At 54.2% G+C, this 15,464-nt stretch carries 13 protein-coding genes and 1 tRNA gene; 1 reads left to right on the top strand and 13 read right to left on the bottom strand.

Annotation, left to right across the window (positions count from 1 at the left end; translation table 11 throughout):
• Positions 1–129: 129 nt before the first annotated feature.
• The 6 genes from HMPREF2756_RS03765 to HMPREF2756_RS03740 all read right to left on the bottom strand — a co-directional run bounded on the left by HMPREF2756_RS03765 (position 130) and on the right by HMPREF2756_RS03740 (position 7,684).
• Positions 130–216 (bottom strand) — tRNA-Ser (locus tag HMPREF2756_RS03765).
• Positions 217–442: 226 nt separating this feature from the next.
• Entirely contained in the window at positions 443–1,093 is a 651-nt protein-coding gene (locus HMPREF2756_RS03760; RefSeq protein ID WP_004005669.1) for a TetR/AcrR family transcriptional regulator, read from the bottom strand.
• A gap of 9 nt (positions 1,094–1,102) precedes the next feature.
• The gene (locus tag HMPREF2756_RS03755; RefSeq protein WP_070618460.1) at positions 1,103–3,667 is read right to left on the bottom strand and encodes a YhgE/Pip domain-containing protein; all 2,565 of its coding nucleotides are present in this window, start codon (positions 3,665–3,667) and stop codon (positions 1,103–1,105) included.
• Positions 3,668–3,669: 2 nt separating this feature from the next.
• The gene (locus HMPREF2756_RS03750) at positions 3,670–4,596 is read right to left on the bottom strand and encodes an ABC transporter ATP-binding protein (protein WP_048778881.1); all 927 of its coding nucleotides are present in this window, start codon (positions 4,594–4,596) and stop codon (positions 3,670–3,672) included.
• A gap of 381 nt (positions 4,597–4,977) precedes the next feature.
• Positions 4,978–5,496, bottom strand: coding sequence for a tRNA adenosine(34) deaminase TadA (tadA, locus tag HMPREF2756_RS03745; protein WP_070618457.1), 519 nt, complete (start codon positions 5,494–5,496; stop codon positions 4,978–4,980).
• Positions 5,497–5,551: 55 nt separating this feature from the next.
• The gene (locus HMPREF2756_RS03740) at positions 5,552–7,684 is read right to left on the bottom strand and encodes a RecQ family ATP-dependent DNA helicase (RefSeq protein WP_070618454.1); all 2,133 of its coding nucleotides are present in this window, start codon (positions 7,682–7,684) and stop codon (positions 5,552–5,554) included.
• A gap of 359 nt (positions 7,685–8,043) precedes the next feature.
• Between HMPREF2756_RS03740 and HMPREF2756_RS03735 the strand changes: the two genes are divergently transcribed.
• Entirely contained in the window at positions 8,044–8,703 is a 660-nt protein-coding gene (locus tag HMPREF2756_RS03735; RefSeq protein WP_048751718.1) for a DedA family protein, read from the top strand.
• A gap of 103 nt (positions 8,704–8,806) precedes the next feature.
• On the opposite strand, the gene HMPREF2756_RS03730 is transcribed toward HMPREF2756_RS03735, so the two are convergent.
• The 7 genes from HMPREF2756_RS03730 to HMPREF2756_RS03700 all read right to left on the bottom strand — a co-directional run bounded on the left by HMPREF2756_RS03730 (position 8,807) and on the right by HMPREF2756_RS03700 (position 15,373).
• A complete protein-coding gene (locus HMPREF2756_RS03730; protein WP_070618450.1) occupies positions 8,807–9,514 on the bottom strand; it encodes a cation:proton antiporter family protein in 708 nt (235 codons plus the stop codon).
• Positions 9,515–9,685: 171 nt separating this feature from the next.
• Positions 9,686–10,450, bottom strand: coding sequence for a hypothetical protein (locus HMPREF2756_RS03725; RefSeq protein ID WP_070448750.1), 765 nt, complete (start codon positions 10,448–10,450; stop codon positions 9,686–9,688).
• A 160-nt stretch (positions 10,451–10,610) separates the two neighbouring features.
• Entirely contained in the window at positions 10,611–11,498 is an 888-nt protein-coding gene (locus HMPREF2756_RS03720; RefSeq protein WP_246825825.1) for a hypothetical protein, read from the bottom strand.
• 307 nt (positions 11,499–11,805) lie between these two features.
• A complete protein-coding gene (locus HMPREF2756_RS03715) occupies positions 11,806–12,339 on the bottom strand; it encodes a mechanosensitive ion channel protein MscS (protein WP_070618444.1) in 534 nt (177 codons plus the stop codon).
• 347 nt (positions 12,340–12,686) lie between these two features.
• A complete protein-coding gene (locus HMPREF2756_RS03710) occupies positions 12,687–13,532 on the bottom strand; it encodes a hypothetical protein (RefSeq protein WP_070618441.1) in 846 nt (281 codons plus the stop codon).
• 114 nt (positions 13,533–13,646) lie between these two features.
• Positions 13,647–14,381, bottom strand: a complete 735-nt coding sequence (locus tag HMPREF2756_RS03705) for a hypothetical protein (RefSeq protein ID WP_070618438.1) — start codon at positions 14,379–14,381, stop codon at positions 13,647–13,649.
• A 164-nt stretch (positions 14,382–14,545) separates the two neighbouring features.
• The gene (locus tag HMPREF2756_RS03700) at positions 14,546–15,373 is read right to left on the bottom strand and encodes a hypothetical protein (protein ID WP_070618436.1); all 828 of its coding nucleotides are present in this window, start codon (positions 15,371–15,373) and stop codon (positions 14,546–14,548) included.
• Between the last annotated feature and the right edge of the window lie 91 nt (positions 15,374–15,464).

Here is a 15,464-nt window from a genome sequence, read left to right as displayed (position 1 = left end):
GCGCCTCGGGAGATTTCACGTGGGCTAAAAACTTCGTCCTCACCTAAGCCTATAGCTTTCTAGACACAAGGTGCACAACAGAAAACCCGCCAGGTCTTAGAGTTCTAAGACCCAGCGGGTTTAGTTATGCGGTGGTGGAGGGATTTGAACCCTCGTTGGCTGTTACACCAAACATCATTTCGAGTGATGCACCTTCGGCCGCTCGGACACACCACCAATAGGATATGATTCTACCGCATCCGCCCCAAGGGGGCAAAAAACTCCACCCCCTCGCTCGGTTCCATCCAAGGTATTGGAGGCACCCCTCAAATCCTTAGCGACAAGCGCATTATACCGCTTATTCTGCCTGAGGATCTTAGTTCCTCACCCAGCGGGTTAGCCTTCAGTCGAGAGCGAACCCATAGCGGCTGTGCACCCCAATATCGCCTGAAAGCCGCATCCGTCAGTGCCGAATATAGCCGTCAAATACCAGCATGACCGCACGGGTGGAGTCCTCGATACTACGCTGCACCCCGTGTATCTCCCGGTCCATCGCCAGCATAAAAGTAGCACCAAAAATAGAAAGCGCCAACGCACGTGTATCCTGGGCGGTATCGATCGTGTAGCGGCTGCGCAGGGCGCGTACCTGCGACTCTATGAAATCCAGGATTTCTTGGCGGTTGTCCACCATTGAGTCGGTCCAGGCGTCCAGCCCCTTCCACACTTCGCTCACCCAGAGCCTGGTGAACCCTCGGTGTTCGTGCAGATAGGTGAGCGCCGTGGAGATGCTTTTGCGCAGCCCTTCGCGCGGGTCGCTCTGAGCGACGGAAGCTTCGCTCATACTCTCCACGAGCAGGTGCGTGCCGTATTGCAGAAGCCGGTCGATCATGGTTTTCTTCGACCCGAAGTTGTAGTACACGGTGCCTTTGGAGACCCCGGCGCGTTGGGCGACCTCTTCAATGCTCACGTGGGCGCTTCCCCGATGCTCCATGATCTCCATCGTGGCGGTGAAGAGTTTGCGTTGGGTTTTGCCGGTGCGGCCCGGTCGGCGTGCGGGGTTCGGCGTATCGGGCATGGGGATGGTTCCCTTCGTGGCGGTTGCTGTTCTCTCCATACTAAGGCCCTACACCGTGATTTCGGGGATTAGTTTTTTCAGGGACCAGATGCGGTCACGGCGGGTTCCCAGGTACCCCAGCACCAGACCGACGGCACCCCACAGCAGCAGGTACATCATGATCGGCATCAGGCTGGATTCGTTGATGCCGTAGCTGAGCCTGCGCATACCGGTGACGGCGTAGCCCATGGGGAAGAAGTCGTGCATCCACCTCATGGCGTGCGGCAGGGTTTCGTAGGGCATGGTGCCGCCCGCCGTAATGAGCTGCAGGATCATAATAATCAGGGATATGAGCTTGCCGGGCGAGCCGAAGAACACCACCACGCCGTGAATGAACAGAGTGAAGATCGTTGCAACGAAGCAGAGGAAGAGGAAGGCAAGCCACGGATGCGCCATCTGGAATCCGAGCCCGAATTTCACTGCCGCGAACATGAGTACTGCCTGGGCGATACCGATCAGTCCGAACGGCAGCCAGCTTCCTAGGATGATGCGCGCTGTCGGTGCCTTTGAGGCCAGTGCACGGTTGTTGAGCGGGCGCAGGGTTTGCACGAGCATCAGGCCGCCGATCCACAGGGCTAGGCACATGAAGAACGGTCCCATACCCTCGCCGTAATTACGTCCGTTGGCTAGGGAACTGTGTTCGAGGTCCACGGGTGAGGACATGACGGAGGCTACGTCTTTTTGCTGTTCTTCGTTCAAGTTGGGGATTTGGCGGGTGCCGTTGTGCAGTCCGGTGGAGAGCTGCCCGGTTCCGTCTTTGAGCTGTCCCGTGCCGTCGGCGATTTGGCCGGTGCTGCTGTTGAGTTTTCCGGTGCCATCGGCAAGCTGGGACGACCCATCCTGCAGTGTGGTTGCGCCGTCGTGCAGTTTATTTTGGCCGTCTACGGCTTCTTTTTCGCCATCGGCAAGCTGCTGTGCGCCGTTGTGCAGGTTTCCGGTACCGTTTTTGAGTTCGCCGGTGCCCTCGGCCAGTTGGGCTGCTCCGTTATTGAGGGTGGAGGCACCATCGGCAACTTTCCCGGTGCCGTCAGCGAGTTTAGCTGAACCGTCTGCTAGGGTGGTTGCCCCGGAATCGAGTTTGGTGATGCCGTCGCGCAGTGTTCCGGCACCCTGCGCTACCGCCGTGGCGCCGGAGTCGAGCTTATCCACCCCGTCAATCAGGGTACTGAGTTTTTGCGCTGCAGCGGATTCCCCGGTGGCCACACAGTTGTCATTTTTAAGGGTTTGCAGCTTCGCCAACACATCTGAACCGGCTTGTCCTTGCTGCGCTAGATGGTTCTTGAGTGCCTGATCGTTCGCGGATGCTACAGCCGATTTCGTCTGTTCGGAATTGATGTTGGCGACGATCGCGTCGGCAGTTTCCTGGCTGATGGAGCCGGATTCGACGAGAGGCGCTAGTTTCTGCCGGGTATCTTCGGCAACCTTAGACACCACCGTATTTGACAGATCTGTGCCAAAATCCCCGCTTGGGGCGGAGGTGTCGATCGAGTTCAGGTTTTGGCACATGGCGGTGAGCGTTCCGGGAAGTTGACGCACCCCGTCCTGATCCAGTGCATTCTTGAGCGAATGCGTTCCGTCGGCGACCTGCTGGGCACCTTGGGCGAGGTCGTTCGCGCCTTTCTTAAGGCTGCCGGTGCCGTTTGCGAGGGCTGCGGAGCCATCCGCCAGCTGGGAAGCGCCGTTATGCGTGTCAGAGGCACCGTTGGCCAGGGTTGATGATCCGTCAGCGAGCTTGACCGCACCGTCATTGACTTTTCCGGCACCCTGGTTGAGGGTGCCCGCGCCGTCAGCCAACTGGGACGAACCGTCGGCGAGCTTATTTTGCCCTTCGATGAGCCTACTGGAACCATCCACCAACTGCTCAGACCCGTCCGCGAGCTTGACGGCACCATCGTTGAGGGTTCCGGTTCCGTCAGCGAGTTGGGTCATCGCATCGGAAAGTTTGACGGTGTTCGCGTTGATTTTGTCGGCGCCGTCGGCTGCCTCATTCATTTTGCCGTGAATGGTCGTGAAGCTTGCCAGCAGAGTGTTCGCCGTCTTATCCCCCACCTTGGAGGCCACGGAATCCCGCACGGCTGTTCCCGCCTTCGTCACGATGTTGGTGAGCACATAGTTATTGGCGTCGTTCGTGATAATTTCCAGCCCGGCGGCCTGCGGGTTAATGGGACCGGTGTTGCCTTTCTCATCAGGTTTGAACGAGCCGGTACTCACGAGCCTGGCCGAGAAGTCTTTCGGAATCACGAGCGCAAAATCATAGGTCCCGTCGCTGACGCCTTGGACGGCCTTATCACGGGTCTCTACGCTCTTCCAGTCGAAGGTTCCCGCATCCAGCAGGCTCTTTTTGACATCCGCACCGGTGTTCAGATCGTTACCGGAGGCATCTTTCGCACCCTCGTCTTCCACCACGAGTGCGCCCACAATACCGTTCACATTCCCGTAGGCATCCCAGTTGCCGTACAGGTACAGTGAACCGTACAGCAGCGGGATACACGACATAGCAAAAAGCACCAGTACCGGAAGCACTCCGGAGGTTAGACGCTTAAGTTCGACGAGCGCAACACGAACTACACTCACAGTTACTGTTCCTTCTCTGCTGGATTCTTCGGGTTTGATAATTCTTCGAGCTGTTCTTCGTGGTCTTCGAGGAGAGACTCAGATACTTCGGATGCGTTCACCGCCGAGTCTTCCTGCGGTGACCGGACGGTCTGTACCTTCTCGCCCGGATCCTCGCTCTCTAGCGTCTCGCGATCGTTCGGGTCGCTATGATCGTCGTCGTGGTGGTCGCCGCCGAGCAGGTCATCCAGGGACGAGTCGGTTTCCTCCCGCGCAACGGTGAGGCGGATGCTCTCGGGCGCATCCTGCGGGTTTTCTTCAAGGTCTTCGTGGGCGTCACCAACCACGGCAGTTTTGCCGTCCCAGCTTTCGGAAATATGCGGAACTACGGCGATCACGGCACGCGGATCGTCTTCGTTTTCGGCGAGTTCCTGCAGATACGGCAGCCACATGCGGGTGTGGTCCAGATGCCGTGACGGAGTATCAAATACCAGAAGATCGGAGCGGGTATGCGCCGCTAACGCGCTCATCAGACGGATGTTCTGCTCACCTGTAAGCTGTTCGGTCCAGAGCCTATCGAGCTCGCCTAAATCATTCTGCTCCAGCCAGTGGCTTGCCCGGGGCCGACCGAAGAACGGCAGAGAGTACGAGAGCATTTCGGAGACGTAATCATGCACGCGCATATGCACTTCGGGGGCGGTAACTTCTGGGGAATCAATAATGTCAGAGATACTGCGTAGGTAGCGCAAGCTGACGGGGCTTCGGTGATCCCAGCTGAGAGTTCCGCCGCTGAGCTTCAGCCGCCCGGTAAGGGCTAAGCTCAGGGAAGTGCGTTCAATCTGACTGTCGGCCTGTATCAGGATGACCTCGCCGCGTTCCACCGTGAAGCTGGTACGGCCGAAGAGCGCCTTATGGCGACCCCGAGCCCAAATATCGTCTGCGGTTAACATATGTGCTGAACCTTTAAGTGAATACGTGTCAGGATTCTTGGCGCGTCCCCGCGTTAAGTGGCACGCAGGACCCTGAATTACCTCATCTATCGTAGATCCGCAGAAACAGTGCACATGACCATTTTTTGACGATTTCCGATATTATTTTTGAAATTTATGGATTATTTTTCAAAGAAAAAGCGATTTTCGTTCAAATAAGGGGGTGAGCGGTGCCGGCTCCCGTCGCTTCCCCTCTCTCCCTCTATCTTCTTCCTTCCCTTCTCAGACTAAAAGACTCATGATGTGCTCAAGCACGGTTTCCTCCGCTTTATTCACATCACGAGACTTTTATGAGGGAAGACAAAGAATTTAGACAAAATACCCAGCAGTTTAGATCCCCTGCTACGGGCGGCGTGCTTCAAAAAATGTGCGCATCAGCCCGGCACATTCCTCGCGCAGCACCCCGGCGTAAACCTGCACATCAAGCCCTAAACGACGGTCACGGAGCACATCATATTGACTCCCCACCGCACCCGTTTTTTCTTCCCAAGCACCCATCACCACCGTGGGTATGCGCGCCATCAGAATCGCCCCGGCACACATGAGGCATGGTTCAACGGTCACTACGAGCGTGCACTCTTCCAAACGCCAGGTCTTAAGATGCTGTGCCGCCTGGCGAATCGCGTGGATCTCAGCGTGCCCGGTGGGGTCATGATCGTGTTCGCGACTATTGTGCCCCAAGCCGATAATTTCGCCTTCGGCATTCACCATCACCGCGCCGATAGGTATCTCACCGGCGCATGCTGCGCGCTTTCCTTCGTCGAGAGCCAGGCGCATCCAGCGTTCATGCTCAGCCAATGTCGCAATGGTGCTGAGGGCTTCGCCGTCACCGGCGTGAGCACCACTATTGTTGTATTCCATATCGTCTATATGTCCTTGTCAAAAGCTATATATTCCTCATGAGAAATACATATTCTCAGTGTGTCACACCCAGCGCGAAGGGATATACGGCGGATGCTCCACCCGCCCGCAGCCGCCGCGCCAACACGGTGATACTCCAGCGAGAATCCACAATATCGCTCACCAAAAGTACAGGCCCCGGATACTCACGCAGCCTCTCGAACACCTCAGGCGGAATCTGGTAGGAACGCATGACATCGGCGCATCGGAAAACACTGTTACCACCGAAGAAACGCGGTTCGGCAGCCAGCTCAGCCTCGCCCAAATACACGAGTTTTCCGACATGGGCCAGCCCCTCCCCCAACGAGCGCGCTAACGTGGGACGCACCGGGGACGGCACCGTCATCACGGCAGCGGGTCGCCCAGCCTCACCCCAGTCCCATGCCGCAAGAACCCGCACGCAGGCCTGCCCAAGAGATTGAGGAACGGGCATATCAAGAGGTTCCCCGGATTCGTCGGTCGCCAAAAGTTCACGCACACGGCTGCCCCACCCCACATCGCTGAGGCGTGCCAGCGCGTAACCCGGTTCGGCCCGCTCTGACACCGGAATCTTACCCTTCGGCGCGTTCTCCCCCGCAAGCTCCTGCAGCCCGGTATGCCACATGCCGCGCGGGGCTATTTCTACGCCAACCGCGTTGAGGGTTCCTTGAGCCTGCTGCACAGCGCGCTCAGAGACCTGTTCGGGGTACCAGGGGCCCGCGCACCTATCGCATTTTCCGCACGGAGCCGCCGTGGTATCGTCCAGCTCGCGTGCCAGAAAGACCATGCGGCACCCTTCGGTACTCTCGTAGGCGAGCATGGCCTCTTGCTCCCGAACGCGCGCCTGCGCCACGGCACGGTATCGTGGCGCATCGTAGCTCCAGGGAGCACCTGTGGAGTACCAGCGTGAGCCGATCTTGCGCACCGCATCCTCAACATCGAGTACTTTGAGCAGAAGCTCTAAGGTGCTTCGGCGTAACTGTACACGTGCCTCCAGCGCGGGTATAGACAGCCCATCGGGTTCAGCAGCCAGTGCCTCACACACGGCGTAGGCGTTCTGTTCGTCGGGCATGGATGCGGTCGCAAAATACTCCCAGATCGCGCGGTCTTCACGCCCGGGCAGCAGAAGCACATCCGCATGGTCGGTGCCGCGACCGGCACGGCCTACCTGCTGGTAGTAGCTCACCGCCGAAGAAGGGGCCCCAAGATGCACCACAAACCCCAGATCGGGTTTATCGAATCCCATACCGAGGGCACTCGTGGCAACAAGAGCCTTAACCCGGTTGGCTTTGAGGGCTTCTTCGGCTTCGCGGCGTTCATCGGGATCGGTTTTTCCGGTGTACGCAAGAACCTTGTGCCCGGCGGTTTGCAGCAGCCGGGAGGTGTCTTCAGCGGCGGATACCGTCAGGGTATAGATAATCCCCGACCCCGGCAGCGTATCAAGGTGTTCAATCAGCCAGCCTAGACGCTGCGCTTCGTCGGGCAGCTGCAGCACGCCCAGCCTTAGCGAATCGCGGGTGAGCGAACCGCGCAGCACCACAACGTCCTCGGGGCTGGCGCCTGCGGCAAGCTGTTCGGCAATATCGCGGCTTACACGTTCGTTCGCGGTTGCGGTCGTCGCGAGTACGGGAACGTTCGTATCAAGCTCACGAATAAGTGCCCCGATGCGCCGGTAATCGGGGCGAAAATCGTGCCCCCAATCGGAGATACAGTGCGCTTCATCGACCACCAGAAGACCAAGCCGCGGCTGAAGATAAGGCATCCATTCTTCACGAAATGCGGGGTTATTGAGTCGTTCGGGTCCAATGAGGAGAACGTCCAGATCGTTTGCATCAAGGCGGGCGCGTATTGCCTCCCATTCGGTCACGTTAGCGGAGTTCACCATAGCGGCACGAACCCCGGCGCGTTCGGCTGCCTGCACCTGGTCGCGCATGAGCGAAAGCAGCGGGGAGATAATAAGGGCAACCCCGGAACCTTGGGCACGCATCAGAAGCGCCGAAATAAAATACACGGCAGATTTTCCCCAGCCTGTACGCTGTACCACGAGGGTGCGGCGGCGGTCGGTGACAAGCGCCTCGATAGCCTCGAACTGCCCGGGGTGAAAGCTCGCATTCGGGCTTGCGGTGAGCTTTCTGAGCAGGGCTTGGGCGTTTTCATGGAGTGTTGGCATGGGGTTCCTTTGTGAGGGGTTTCTCCCATCATGGCAGATTTCAAGGCTCCGCACATGCTGTACGGTTACCTCGTGCATACAGGTTTGGGAATACTATAACGGTCACGGAATATATGGGTACTGACTTCACTATCCTTTATATTCTTCATCGGGCATAGACGCCATGCTTCCATCAGTTAGCCAGGCTCATGAGGCAGGTTCACACTCTTAATCGTTTCTCACAAAGAATCCCGGTAGAATATTGCGAGACACTTCATAGCTTCCACATATTTTTGCCTTAGTGGTCTCTCAGGCAGACCGCATAGGATTGTGTGCAAGCACCGCGCGTGCCTTGTGTTCGACTACTTCAGGATTTTTCTATGGCTTTTTTTATCCCCGTACTTCTTGCTCATCTGCCGCTGGGGCTCCTCGGTTTCAAGCTTGAAGATGTGCTGATCAGCACCGGTCCGTGGGTTCTGGTGGTTTCGGCCATCATCGTTTTTATCGAATCGGGCGTGCTGTTTCCGGTGCTTCCGGGCGACTCTTTGATCTTCGCTCTGGGTATGCTCCACGACCGCATGGGGCTGTCGCTCTGGTTAGCGTTCCCGGTTCTTATCATTGCGGCGGTAGCTGGCGGCGAGGTCGGGTATCAGCTGGGTGCCCGCTATGGCCGTAATCTTTTCAAAGACGATGCAAAAATCCTGAGCACCAAGAACCTGCACGCCGCGGAAGAATTTTTTGCTAAACGAGGCGGTTTCGCGCTTGTTGTAGGTCGCTTCGTACCGATCGTTCGTACCTTCGTTTCGCTGGCGGCAGGTATTTCTTCGTATCCCCGCCGCAGGTTCAACCTCTGGAACATCCTGGGTGCCGTCCTGTGGATTGGTTCTATTGGTATGGCAGGCGTGCTGTTGGGTGGTGTCGAGTTCATCCACAATAATATTGAGATGCTTGCGGTCATTATTGTGTTGGTTTCGGTTCTGCCCGTGACTTTTGAATACCTGCGCGGCCGTTCCAAAGCCAAGAACGAAGCAGCCGAGTAGAGCATCGAAATCTCAAACTTCTGCGTATGCATAAGGGGGCGGCGAATACAGACTGTATCGCTGCCCCCTGCTATATGCTTATATTCTTATCGAAGCATATACCCTAATGGTTATAGGGTTGGTTCCCCTGCTGCTGGTAGGGATTTACGCCACTCTGATTCTGCTGGTACATACGCCAGATGCGGCTCTGAGCGGTATACTGCGTAGCATCACGCAGCACCATGAACACGATAATGGCGCCCTGCAGAACCGTTGAGAAGATTGTCATACCAATTGACACAGGGTCGTTCATCGTGGAATACGGGGAATAACTTACCGACCCTGTACCAGAACCCGCGAGGATCATAATCAGGGTAATCACACCGAATGCAGTACCAATACTACTTAAGACCAAAGCTGTAATACGCGCCCAAGTGTGCCCTTTGGCGTAAAAATAACCGATAACGACCGTAAGAGCGACTATGATGACGGCTATCAGAATGCCAACAACAATACTCGTTGTTATCAACGAGTCTGAAAAGTTGACGCTACTGTAGTTCCCATACGGAGAGTACTGGTTCTTCTGCTGTTCGAGCAGGGCATTCATCCTGTCTCGAAGGGTTACCGAGTTGTAAATACTTGATACCAGGGCATAAAGCGCATACCCAAAGATCAGGTAAATACCTGTTTTTACTACCGTGCTGGGTTCGGGTTTTTTCTCTGGAACGGGCGCATAAGCCCCTGACTGGTATGGCTGGCTATAAGGTCCTTGAGGTTGTTGGGTGTATGAGGGCTGATACTGCGGATCTTGATAATAGGGATTTTGGCTCATGATGTGTCCTGGTGACTCTTATCGTGTGTACCGGTGCTATATCTATGGCGGTCGTATGCATGCCAGCAACACTTTTATATGGTGCAAAAACGCAAAACGCTCGCCATACTTCAATGGTAGTGTACGGCGAACGTTTCTGCGCTGTTGAGGGCGCATCCGAGTGTTTATAGGCTAGTTCAAACGGTACCCATCACCATTGTCGTACCGGTTATTAGGATTCTGCGGTGCGGGGTTTGGTTGTGATTGCGGGTTCTGTGCCTGCGGGTTTTGTGCAGCCTGACCGAATCCTTGTTGAGGCTGGGATTCTGTGGGCTGTTGAACGGGCTGCGGGCCCTGATCCTGCCGGTAGTTGCGCCAGAGGCGGCTATCGCTCGTGTACCGAGCGGCATCACCACGAAGCATGAAAACCACTACCGCAATCTGCAAAATAATGCCCAATATAAGAACTATGTATACTGCAGGGCTTATAGATACCTGCTGCACCCCATCCATCTGAGATGTAACGGACTGTACCAGCGACTGGGCGAGTAGGGTGAGCAAGAAGTAGAGCAGATCACGAATGGTACCAATAATCCCCAGGACAAGGGCGGTAATGCGTGCCCACCCGTGACCCTTAGAGTAGAAGAATCCGAGGAGAATAGTAAACGCAGCAAAAATTGCACTGATGACATAGCCGAGTCCCATCGAAGAGTTTACTTCGGTCGTCTTGCCGTTCTCCGTATGGTATGTCTGGAACCCGAAATCATCCAAACCAACGATGGCTCGCATGATCATGTACAGTGCCACGGCGTAAATCAGGTAGGTGCCGATCTTGACGACGGTAGTGGGCTCAGGTTTCTGCGTTGGCACGGGTGCGTATTGAATCGCCGGGTGCATGGGCGCGTTGGGATGCGGCGGCTGGTATGGGGGTTGTTGACCATAAGGATCTTGACTCATGGCTCCTCCTCAACAATGTTTTTTGTGGTTGGGCTGCGGAATTCTCACTTCGATTGTTGAGAGTTCCTTAAAAGAATGTTCGTCGTGCCCCCGTCTGAGGTGCACGACGAACATTGTTAGGCATGCACGAAGTGCATCAAACCTATGAAATTTTCAATCTCTAATTCAGATTGTACCCGCTATTGCCCTGATGGTCTTGGGGATTTTGCGGGTTTTGCGGCACATTATTCTGCTGAGCCTGCGGATTCTGAGGAGCTTGCGGGTCATATCCATACCCCTGCTGCTGAGCCTGCTGGGTATTATGCTGTGCAGCGGGCACCTGTCCCTCGGATGCAGGCACGGCGAGGGCGCTGGCATCGACGGGCTGATTTTCCTGCTGTTGTGCAGCTACCGCGCCGTAATATTCCCGAGCCTTCTTCATGTATTTAAGAGTGGTTGGCAGCCAGATCAGGATAATCAGAAGAACCTGGATCACGATAGAAGCTAGTTCGAGATAAACCCCAAACTTTATAGCGGAAAAGAATCCTTTGTACTTCTCTGGGAAAAGGGGATCGCTTATAATTTCGTCAAAGCTATTAACGGTATCCAGAGCCTCTGGCATTCCATTAGCATAGATCACTGTAAAGATACCGGCTACAGCAGTAAGACCGATAGCAGATCCTAGACCGCCTTTTTTCATATTTCTTGCTAGTGTAAAGAAAAGAAGGGCAATTACGATGCCAAAGATAATTCCTCGGGGGCTAGAATCAGTAATTCCAAGTTCACTTTCGCTGATGTTATATTCTTGGGCGAAATTTTTTGCCTGCGGATGTAGGTAAAGCCCCATAATAATATCGATAATCCGCAAAAGAGCCGCAATAATACCCACGATGAGAACGGCGACAACGGTTCCTCGGTACGCGGGCTTCTCAGGAAGTTCAGCGGCGGGAGCGGGGGCGTTCCCATACATGGGCTGACCGGCGGGTGCGGGTTGTTGGGGGTAGCCTTGGCCTCCGGAAGGCTGGGGGTTTTGAGGCAGAGCCGGGTCAGGTCTATGCTGCTCGCTCATCGGTGGTGCTCCTTTGTTCTCGGTTACCGTGTTAAACGGCTGTATTACGAGCATAGCGGAGCCTTAGTTTCAGGTCATACATTATTGACCGATGTCGTGAAATATTTTTTAATCACGCCGAGCTCAACCTGATATTTCGTCATATACGACGAATTTTTGGACACGCCCGATCTCGAATTTTATTCGGGAAACACACCCTTCATCAACCGCAAACCATCGCTCCCGAATTCAGAAAAGCTGACGCGCCGCCATTGGCTCAGGAACATAGCCCGGATTTATCTTGTAAATAGGCTCCCAGAACCTACGGCTAACAGTGCGCGCATGCCTGACGGTAGGCGTTGCTCTCACGCATATACAGGGTAACGCTGGCGGGGAACATCAAAAATCCTAACAGCACCAGGTGCGTCAGTGCCGCCATGCTCAGCACCACAACCGACAAATATGACCCCGGAATACCGGGAACGGCGGGGCGCAGCCAGCTCAGGGTCAGCAGGGAGGTTCCCAAGGTCAGCAGCGCGAGTGAAACCAGCAGAGCACGCGCCAGCGCATACCCCCGAAGAATAAAAATTCCTAGAATAACGTGCAAGAAAACGTTGGCAATAGTCAGAGCATTCCCCAGAGCAAAATTTTCAAAATGCCATGATGCCGTCAGGTATATGGTGCGAAGAATAGCAATCATCACGCTGGCGCATGCGGATATCTTCACCGCACGTGGTACATAAGGGTGCTCTAAAGAGGCTCTCGGTATGGGCGAATAATTCACCATATTCTCTTCGCCCATATACCCAGAGGTCAGTGTTGTTTTGGAGTATTCAGAGCGTACAGCACTGTCATAGCTCATCGGCGGTATTCCTCCTAGAGGGCTGCGGCATTGTACGAAAGTATCTAAGGTCTTAGCTGAGTGTTACGAAGAACCTCCACAACCCTTAGAGCACACGTTACAGGTTCATCAAGCAATATGACAATATCTCTAGGTTTTTGGACTGTGTTTTAATATTGAAAAGCGGCGATTTAAGGCGCTTATAGTTTCATTATTTATCGGTCATATACCCAGAAATAAAGGCTTTATGGACATACAAGAAATTATTTACGCGCAACGAGATCAGTTATAAAAAGGGTGCTGCGGCATATATGTTAAATATATGCCGCAGCACCCTTACGAAGTAAAACTCTCATATCATCAGGAAGCTAAAGCTGCTGCTCTCCAGAGGAAGGCTGATTCCCCGGTGCCTGCCCCGGATGCGGTGCGGGTGCCGGATATGCATAGGACTGTGACATTCCGTAGGGGTTATTTGCCTGGTTCCGCGCCCGCCGCACCGAAGTACGCTGGCGAACATACCTATTCGCGGGCGGCAGCCACATCAGAATCAGGGGCAGCAGGCCCACCACCAAAATGGCGATATAGATGATGACAAGTCCGAAAGCTTGACCCCGAAGATCCACCAAATCCGTAAAATTGGCAAACTCGTTGTAGCCTACGATCGAGTCCATCAGGAAAAGCATGACTAAGAGCGTATTCAACACTGTAAAAACCGTCAGAACAATACGCGCCCAGTTGTATCCCAGGAAAATAAAAATTCCGAAAAAAATGTAGATGATGCTGAAGAAGATACCAAAAACAAAACGGCCTACTAGACCGACCTGCATATCTCGAAGTTCATAAAATTCCGGTTTAGCAATGAACTGTTGATAAGCGCTCTCCCCCAACGATTGACGGAGCGCTTCTATCAGGGTGTTCACCATAGAGGCCATAACGCCGTATTCGATGACGCGCAAGATGGGCATCAAGATCGCCAAGATGAGGACAGACAGCAGCAGAATCGACATTTTCGGTTTTGCGGCTGATTCCGGCGGCGTGGAAGGTGACGGCGCCGCCTGATGCACCGGATTCTGCACATACGGCTGCGAGATCTGTGAGTTTACGGGCTGGTTCTGCCCATACTGATTCTGCGGCTGGTTTGGGTATGCACCCGATGTCTGCGGACCTTGCTGCGGCTGGGGGTCTGGGCCGGTTGGCCTGGGGTATTCATTCATCGACAATAGTCCTTACGGTTATAACGGGGTGAAGCACCGCTTTGGGCTTCTTTTCGAGAATAGCGGAAAGCGCTCACACTGCCTAGCATTCGGGCTTATTTAATGACGACCAGGTTATGAGTTTGTACCTTTAGTCTGCTCTTCCGAAGCTGATTCCGTCTGAGCCTCAAACCGGTTGGCGTAGCTCTTACTACCCACCTCAAGCGCCTTTTTAGCTTTCCAGTAGGCTTTACTATTCCGCATATACACGTTCACGGGCGGCATCCACACGAGAACAACCAGGCATATATTCGCCAGGAAAAGTAGCATATATACGGCCACCAGAGCCCCTAAATACCCCTGCGCATTCGCAAAAGCCGGCGCCTCTGGGTCGGACATCGTATAAGCCTGCCCCAAAGCGCTCATACCGCTCATCAGCATGCCCAAGGAGGCAAGAATAGTCAGCAGAATGCGACCCCAGTTTTTCCCACTATTCACGACGAGCCCAAAAAGAATATAAAGCAGAGCAGATGTCAGCACGGAAAGAAAATGGAATGTGAGCGTTGAGTTTAGCTGCGCCTGTGCAAACATTCCAGATTTCATCTGCTCAAGAGACATATCACCATACGCAGGCACATGTGTGCGCGATTGATGCCATTTAAAAGCCTCACTCAAATATGAAGACGTTAGGACATACTCCACAAAACGCAGGATTGGGCACACGGTAGCGGTAAAAATTGCGAAGACAAAAACAAAAGTAGGTCTTTTAGGCTCCTTAAAGGCGGCAGCGAGACCTCCTGGATTCGATGCTGCCATATGAGGCTGATACGAGGGCGTGCCTTCCGGCATAGGCGCGGCAGAATATGTCATGGTGCAGTCCTTACACGGGTTTTATGAAATTTATAGTGTTACGTAAATACTCTCTTGAGCATACTAAAAGTTCCTTGAACACCAGCATTGTGGTTCTCTTATGAACCGAACCTTGGCGGCTTAAACTCTGCAACCGCCCTAACTGCTGATCGCGGTCTGCCCGTCTACGACCGCTGTTCGGGATACTGCCGCCCGGCGTTGGGGTTGTAACCTCCTGGCTGCTGCCCCGCATAGTAGCCTGGCTGAACAACGTGATATGCATATACCTGCTGATATTGAGTCTGTTCCATTAAACGCGCCAGCCGATATGCCTTGAGTTTGCGTACATAACGATTAGCCGGACGAAGCCACATCAAAATTATCGTAAGCAGGTTAACCGCGCAGAGGGCAGCATATAGAATCACAAGCACCCCCATATACCCCTGTACCTGTGGATTTTGAGAGATCCCCTCAATACCTGTCTGTGCGGTATTAAAAGCCCAACATTTGAAGGCGCTCATAATAATCCCGATAACGGCAAGAATTGTCAGCATAATACGCGCCCAATTCCGCCCCACATATGCGAAACAGCCGAAGAGCAGATAAAGACACGAAGACACAAAAACAGATACCAGCAGAAAGGCTGCCTGGGCGCCCGAGAGTAAAAATGCGGGAACCGCAATGGCCTCGCGATCAATATTCTCTGCATACTGTTGGGAGCTTACCCAGCGTGCCGCCTCGTTCATTAACGATGCACTGACCAGATACTCTATGATCCGTAACGCGATACATGCCAAAGCACCCACAAGAACCAGTGTCAGTACGAATGTTCGTGCAGGTTTTTCAATCTTAACCGCGTTATTGCCATATGTGCCCTGAGGGGCAGCCTGAAGAGGAACTGTAGGATTCTGCCCCTGCCCCACCGCCATATGCTGCTGTAAATGCTGCACATAAGGGTTTGAAGGCTGCTGGGGTGAGGGATCTCCTGAAGCAGGGTTTGGGTGGTTGGTCATCGGCGATTCTCCTTGAGGTTTTAGCTCAATAGAACTGTGAACTTATTTCTGAGAGTAGCCGACCTCAAGGACGGTTTGCAGTATTTACACC

Source organism: Rothia sp. HMSC067H10 (assembly GCF_001810635.1).
GTDB lineage: Bacteria > Actinomycetota > Actinomycetes > Actinomycetales > Micrococcaceae > Rothia > Rothia dentocariosa.
Note: the sequence above shows the minus strand (reverse complement) of the source record. Positions and strands in the feature narration are given on the sequence as shown.

Bases quoted from the DNA above. Each gene is read 5' to 3' on its own strand.
- HMPREF2756_RS03735 (WP_048751718.1), top strand. From the start codon at position 8,044: ATGGCTTTTTTTATCCCCGTACTTCTTGCTCATCTGCCGCTGGGGCTC.
- HMPREF2756_RS03715 (WP_070618444.1), bottom strand. From the start codon at position 12,339: ATGAGCTATGACAGTGCTGTACGCTCTGAATACTCCAAAACAACACTG.
- tadA (WP_070618457.1), bottom strand. From the start codon at position 5,496: ATGGAATACAACAATAGTGGTGCTCACGCCGGTGACGGCGAAGCCCTC.
- HMPREF2756_RS03750 (WP_048778881.1), bottom strand. From the start codon at position 4,596: ATGTTAACCGCAGACGATATTTGGGCTCGGGGTCGCCATAAGGCGCTC.
- HMPREF2756_RS03730 (WP_070618450.1), bottom strand. From the start codon at position 9,514: ATGAGCCAAAATCCCTATTATCAAGATCCGCAGTATCAGCCCTCATAC.
- HMPREF2756_RS03710 (WP_070618441.1), bottom strand. From the start codon at position 13,532: ATGAATGAATACCCCAGGCCAACCGGCCCAGACCCCCAGCCGCAGCAA.
- HMPREF2756_RS03760 (WP_004005669.1), bottom strand. From the start codon at position 1,093: ATGGAGAGAACAGCAACCGCCACGAAGGGAACCATCCCCATGCCCGAT.
- HMPREF2756_RS03725 (WP_070448750.1), bottom strand. From the start codon at position 10,450: ATGAGTCAAGATCCTTATGGTCAACAACCCCCATACCAGCCGCCGCAT.
- HMPREF2756_RS03720 (WP_246825825.1), bottom strand. From the start codon at position 11,498: ATGAGCGAGCAGCATAGACCTGACCCGGCTCTGCCTCAAAACCCCCAG.
- HMPREF2756_RS03700 (WP_070618436.1), bottom strand. From the start codon at position 15,373: ATGACCAACCACCCAAACCCTGCTTCAGGAGATCCCTCACCCCAGCAG.
- HMPREF2756_RS03705 (WP_070618438.1), bottom strand. From the start codon at position 14,381: ATGACATATTCTGCCGCGCCTATGCCGGAAGGCACGCCCTCGTATCAG.
- HMPREF2756_RS03740 (WP_070618454.1), bottom strand. From the start codon at position 7,684: ATGCCAACACTCCATGAAAACGCCCAAGCCCTGCTCAGAAAGCTCACC.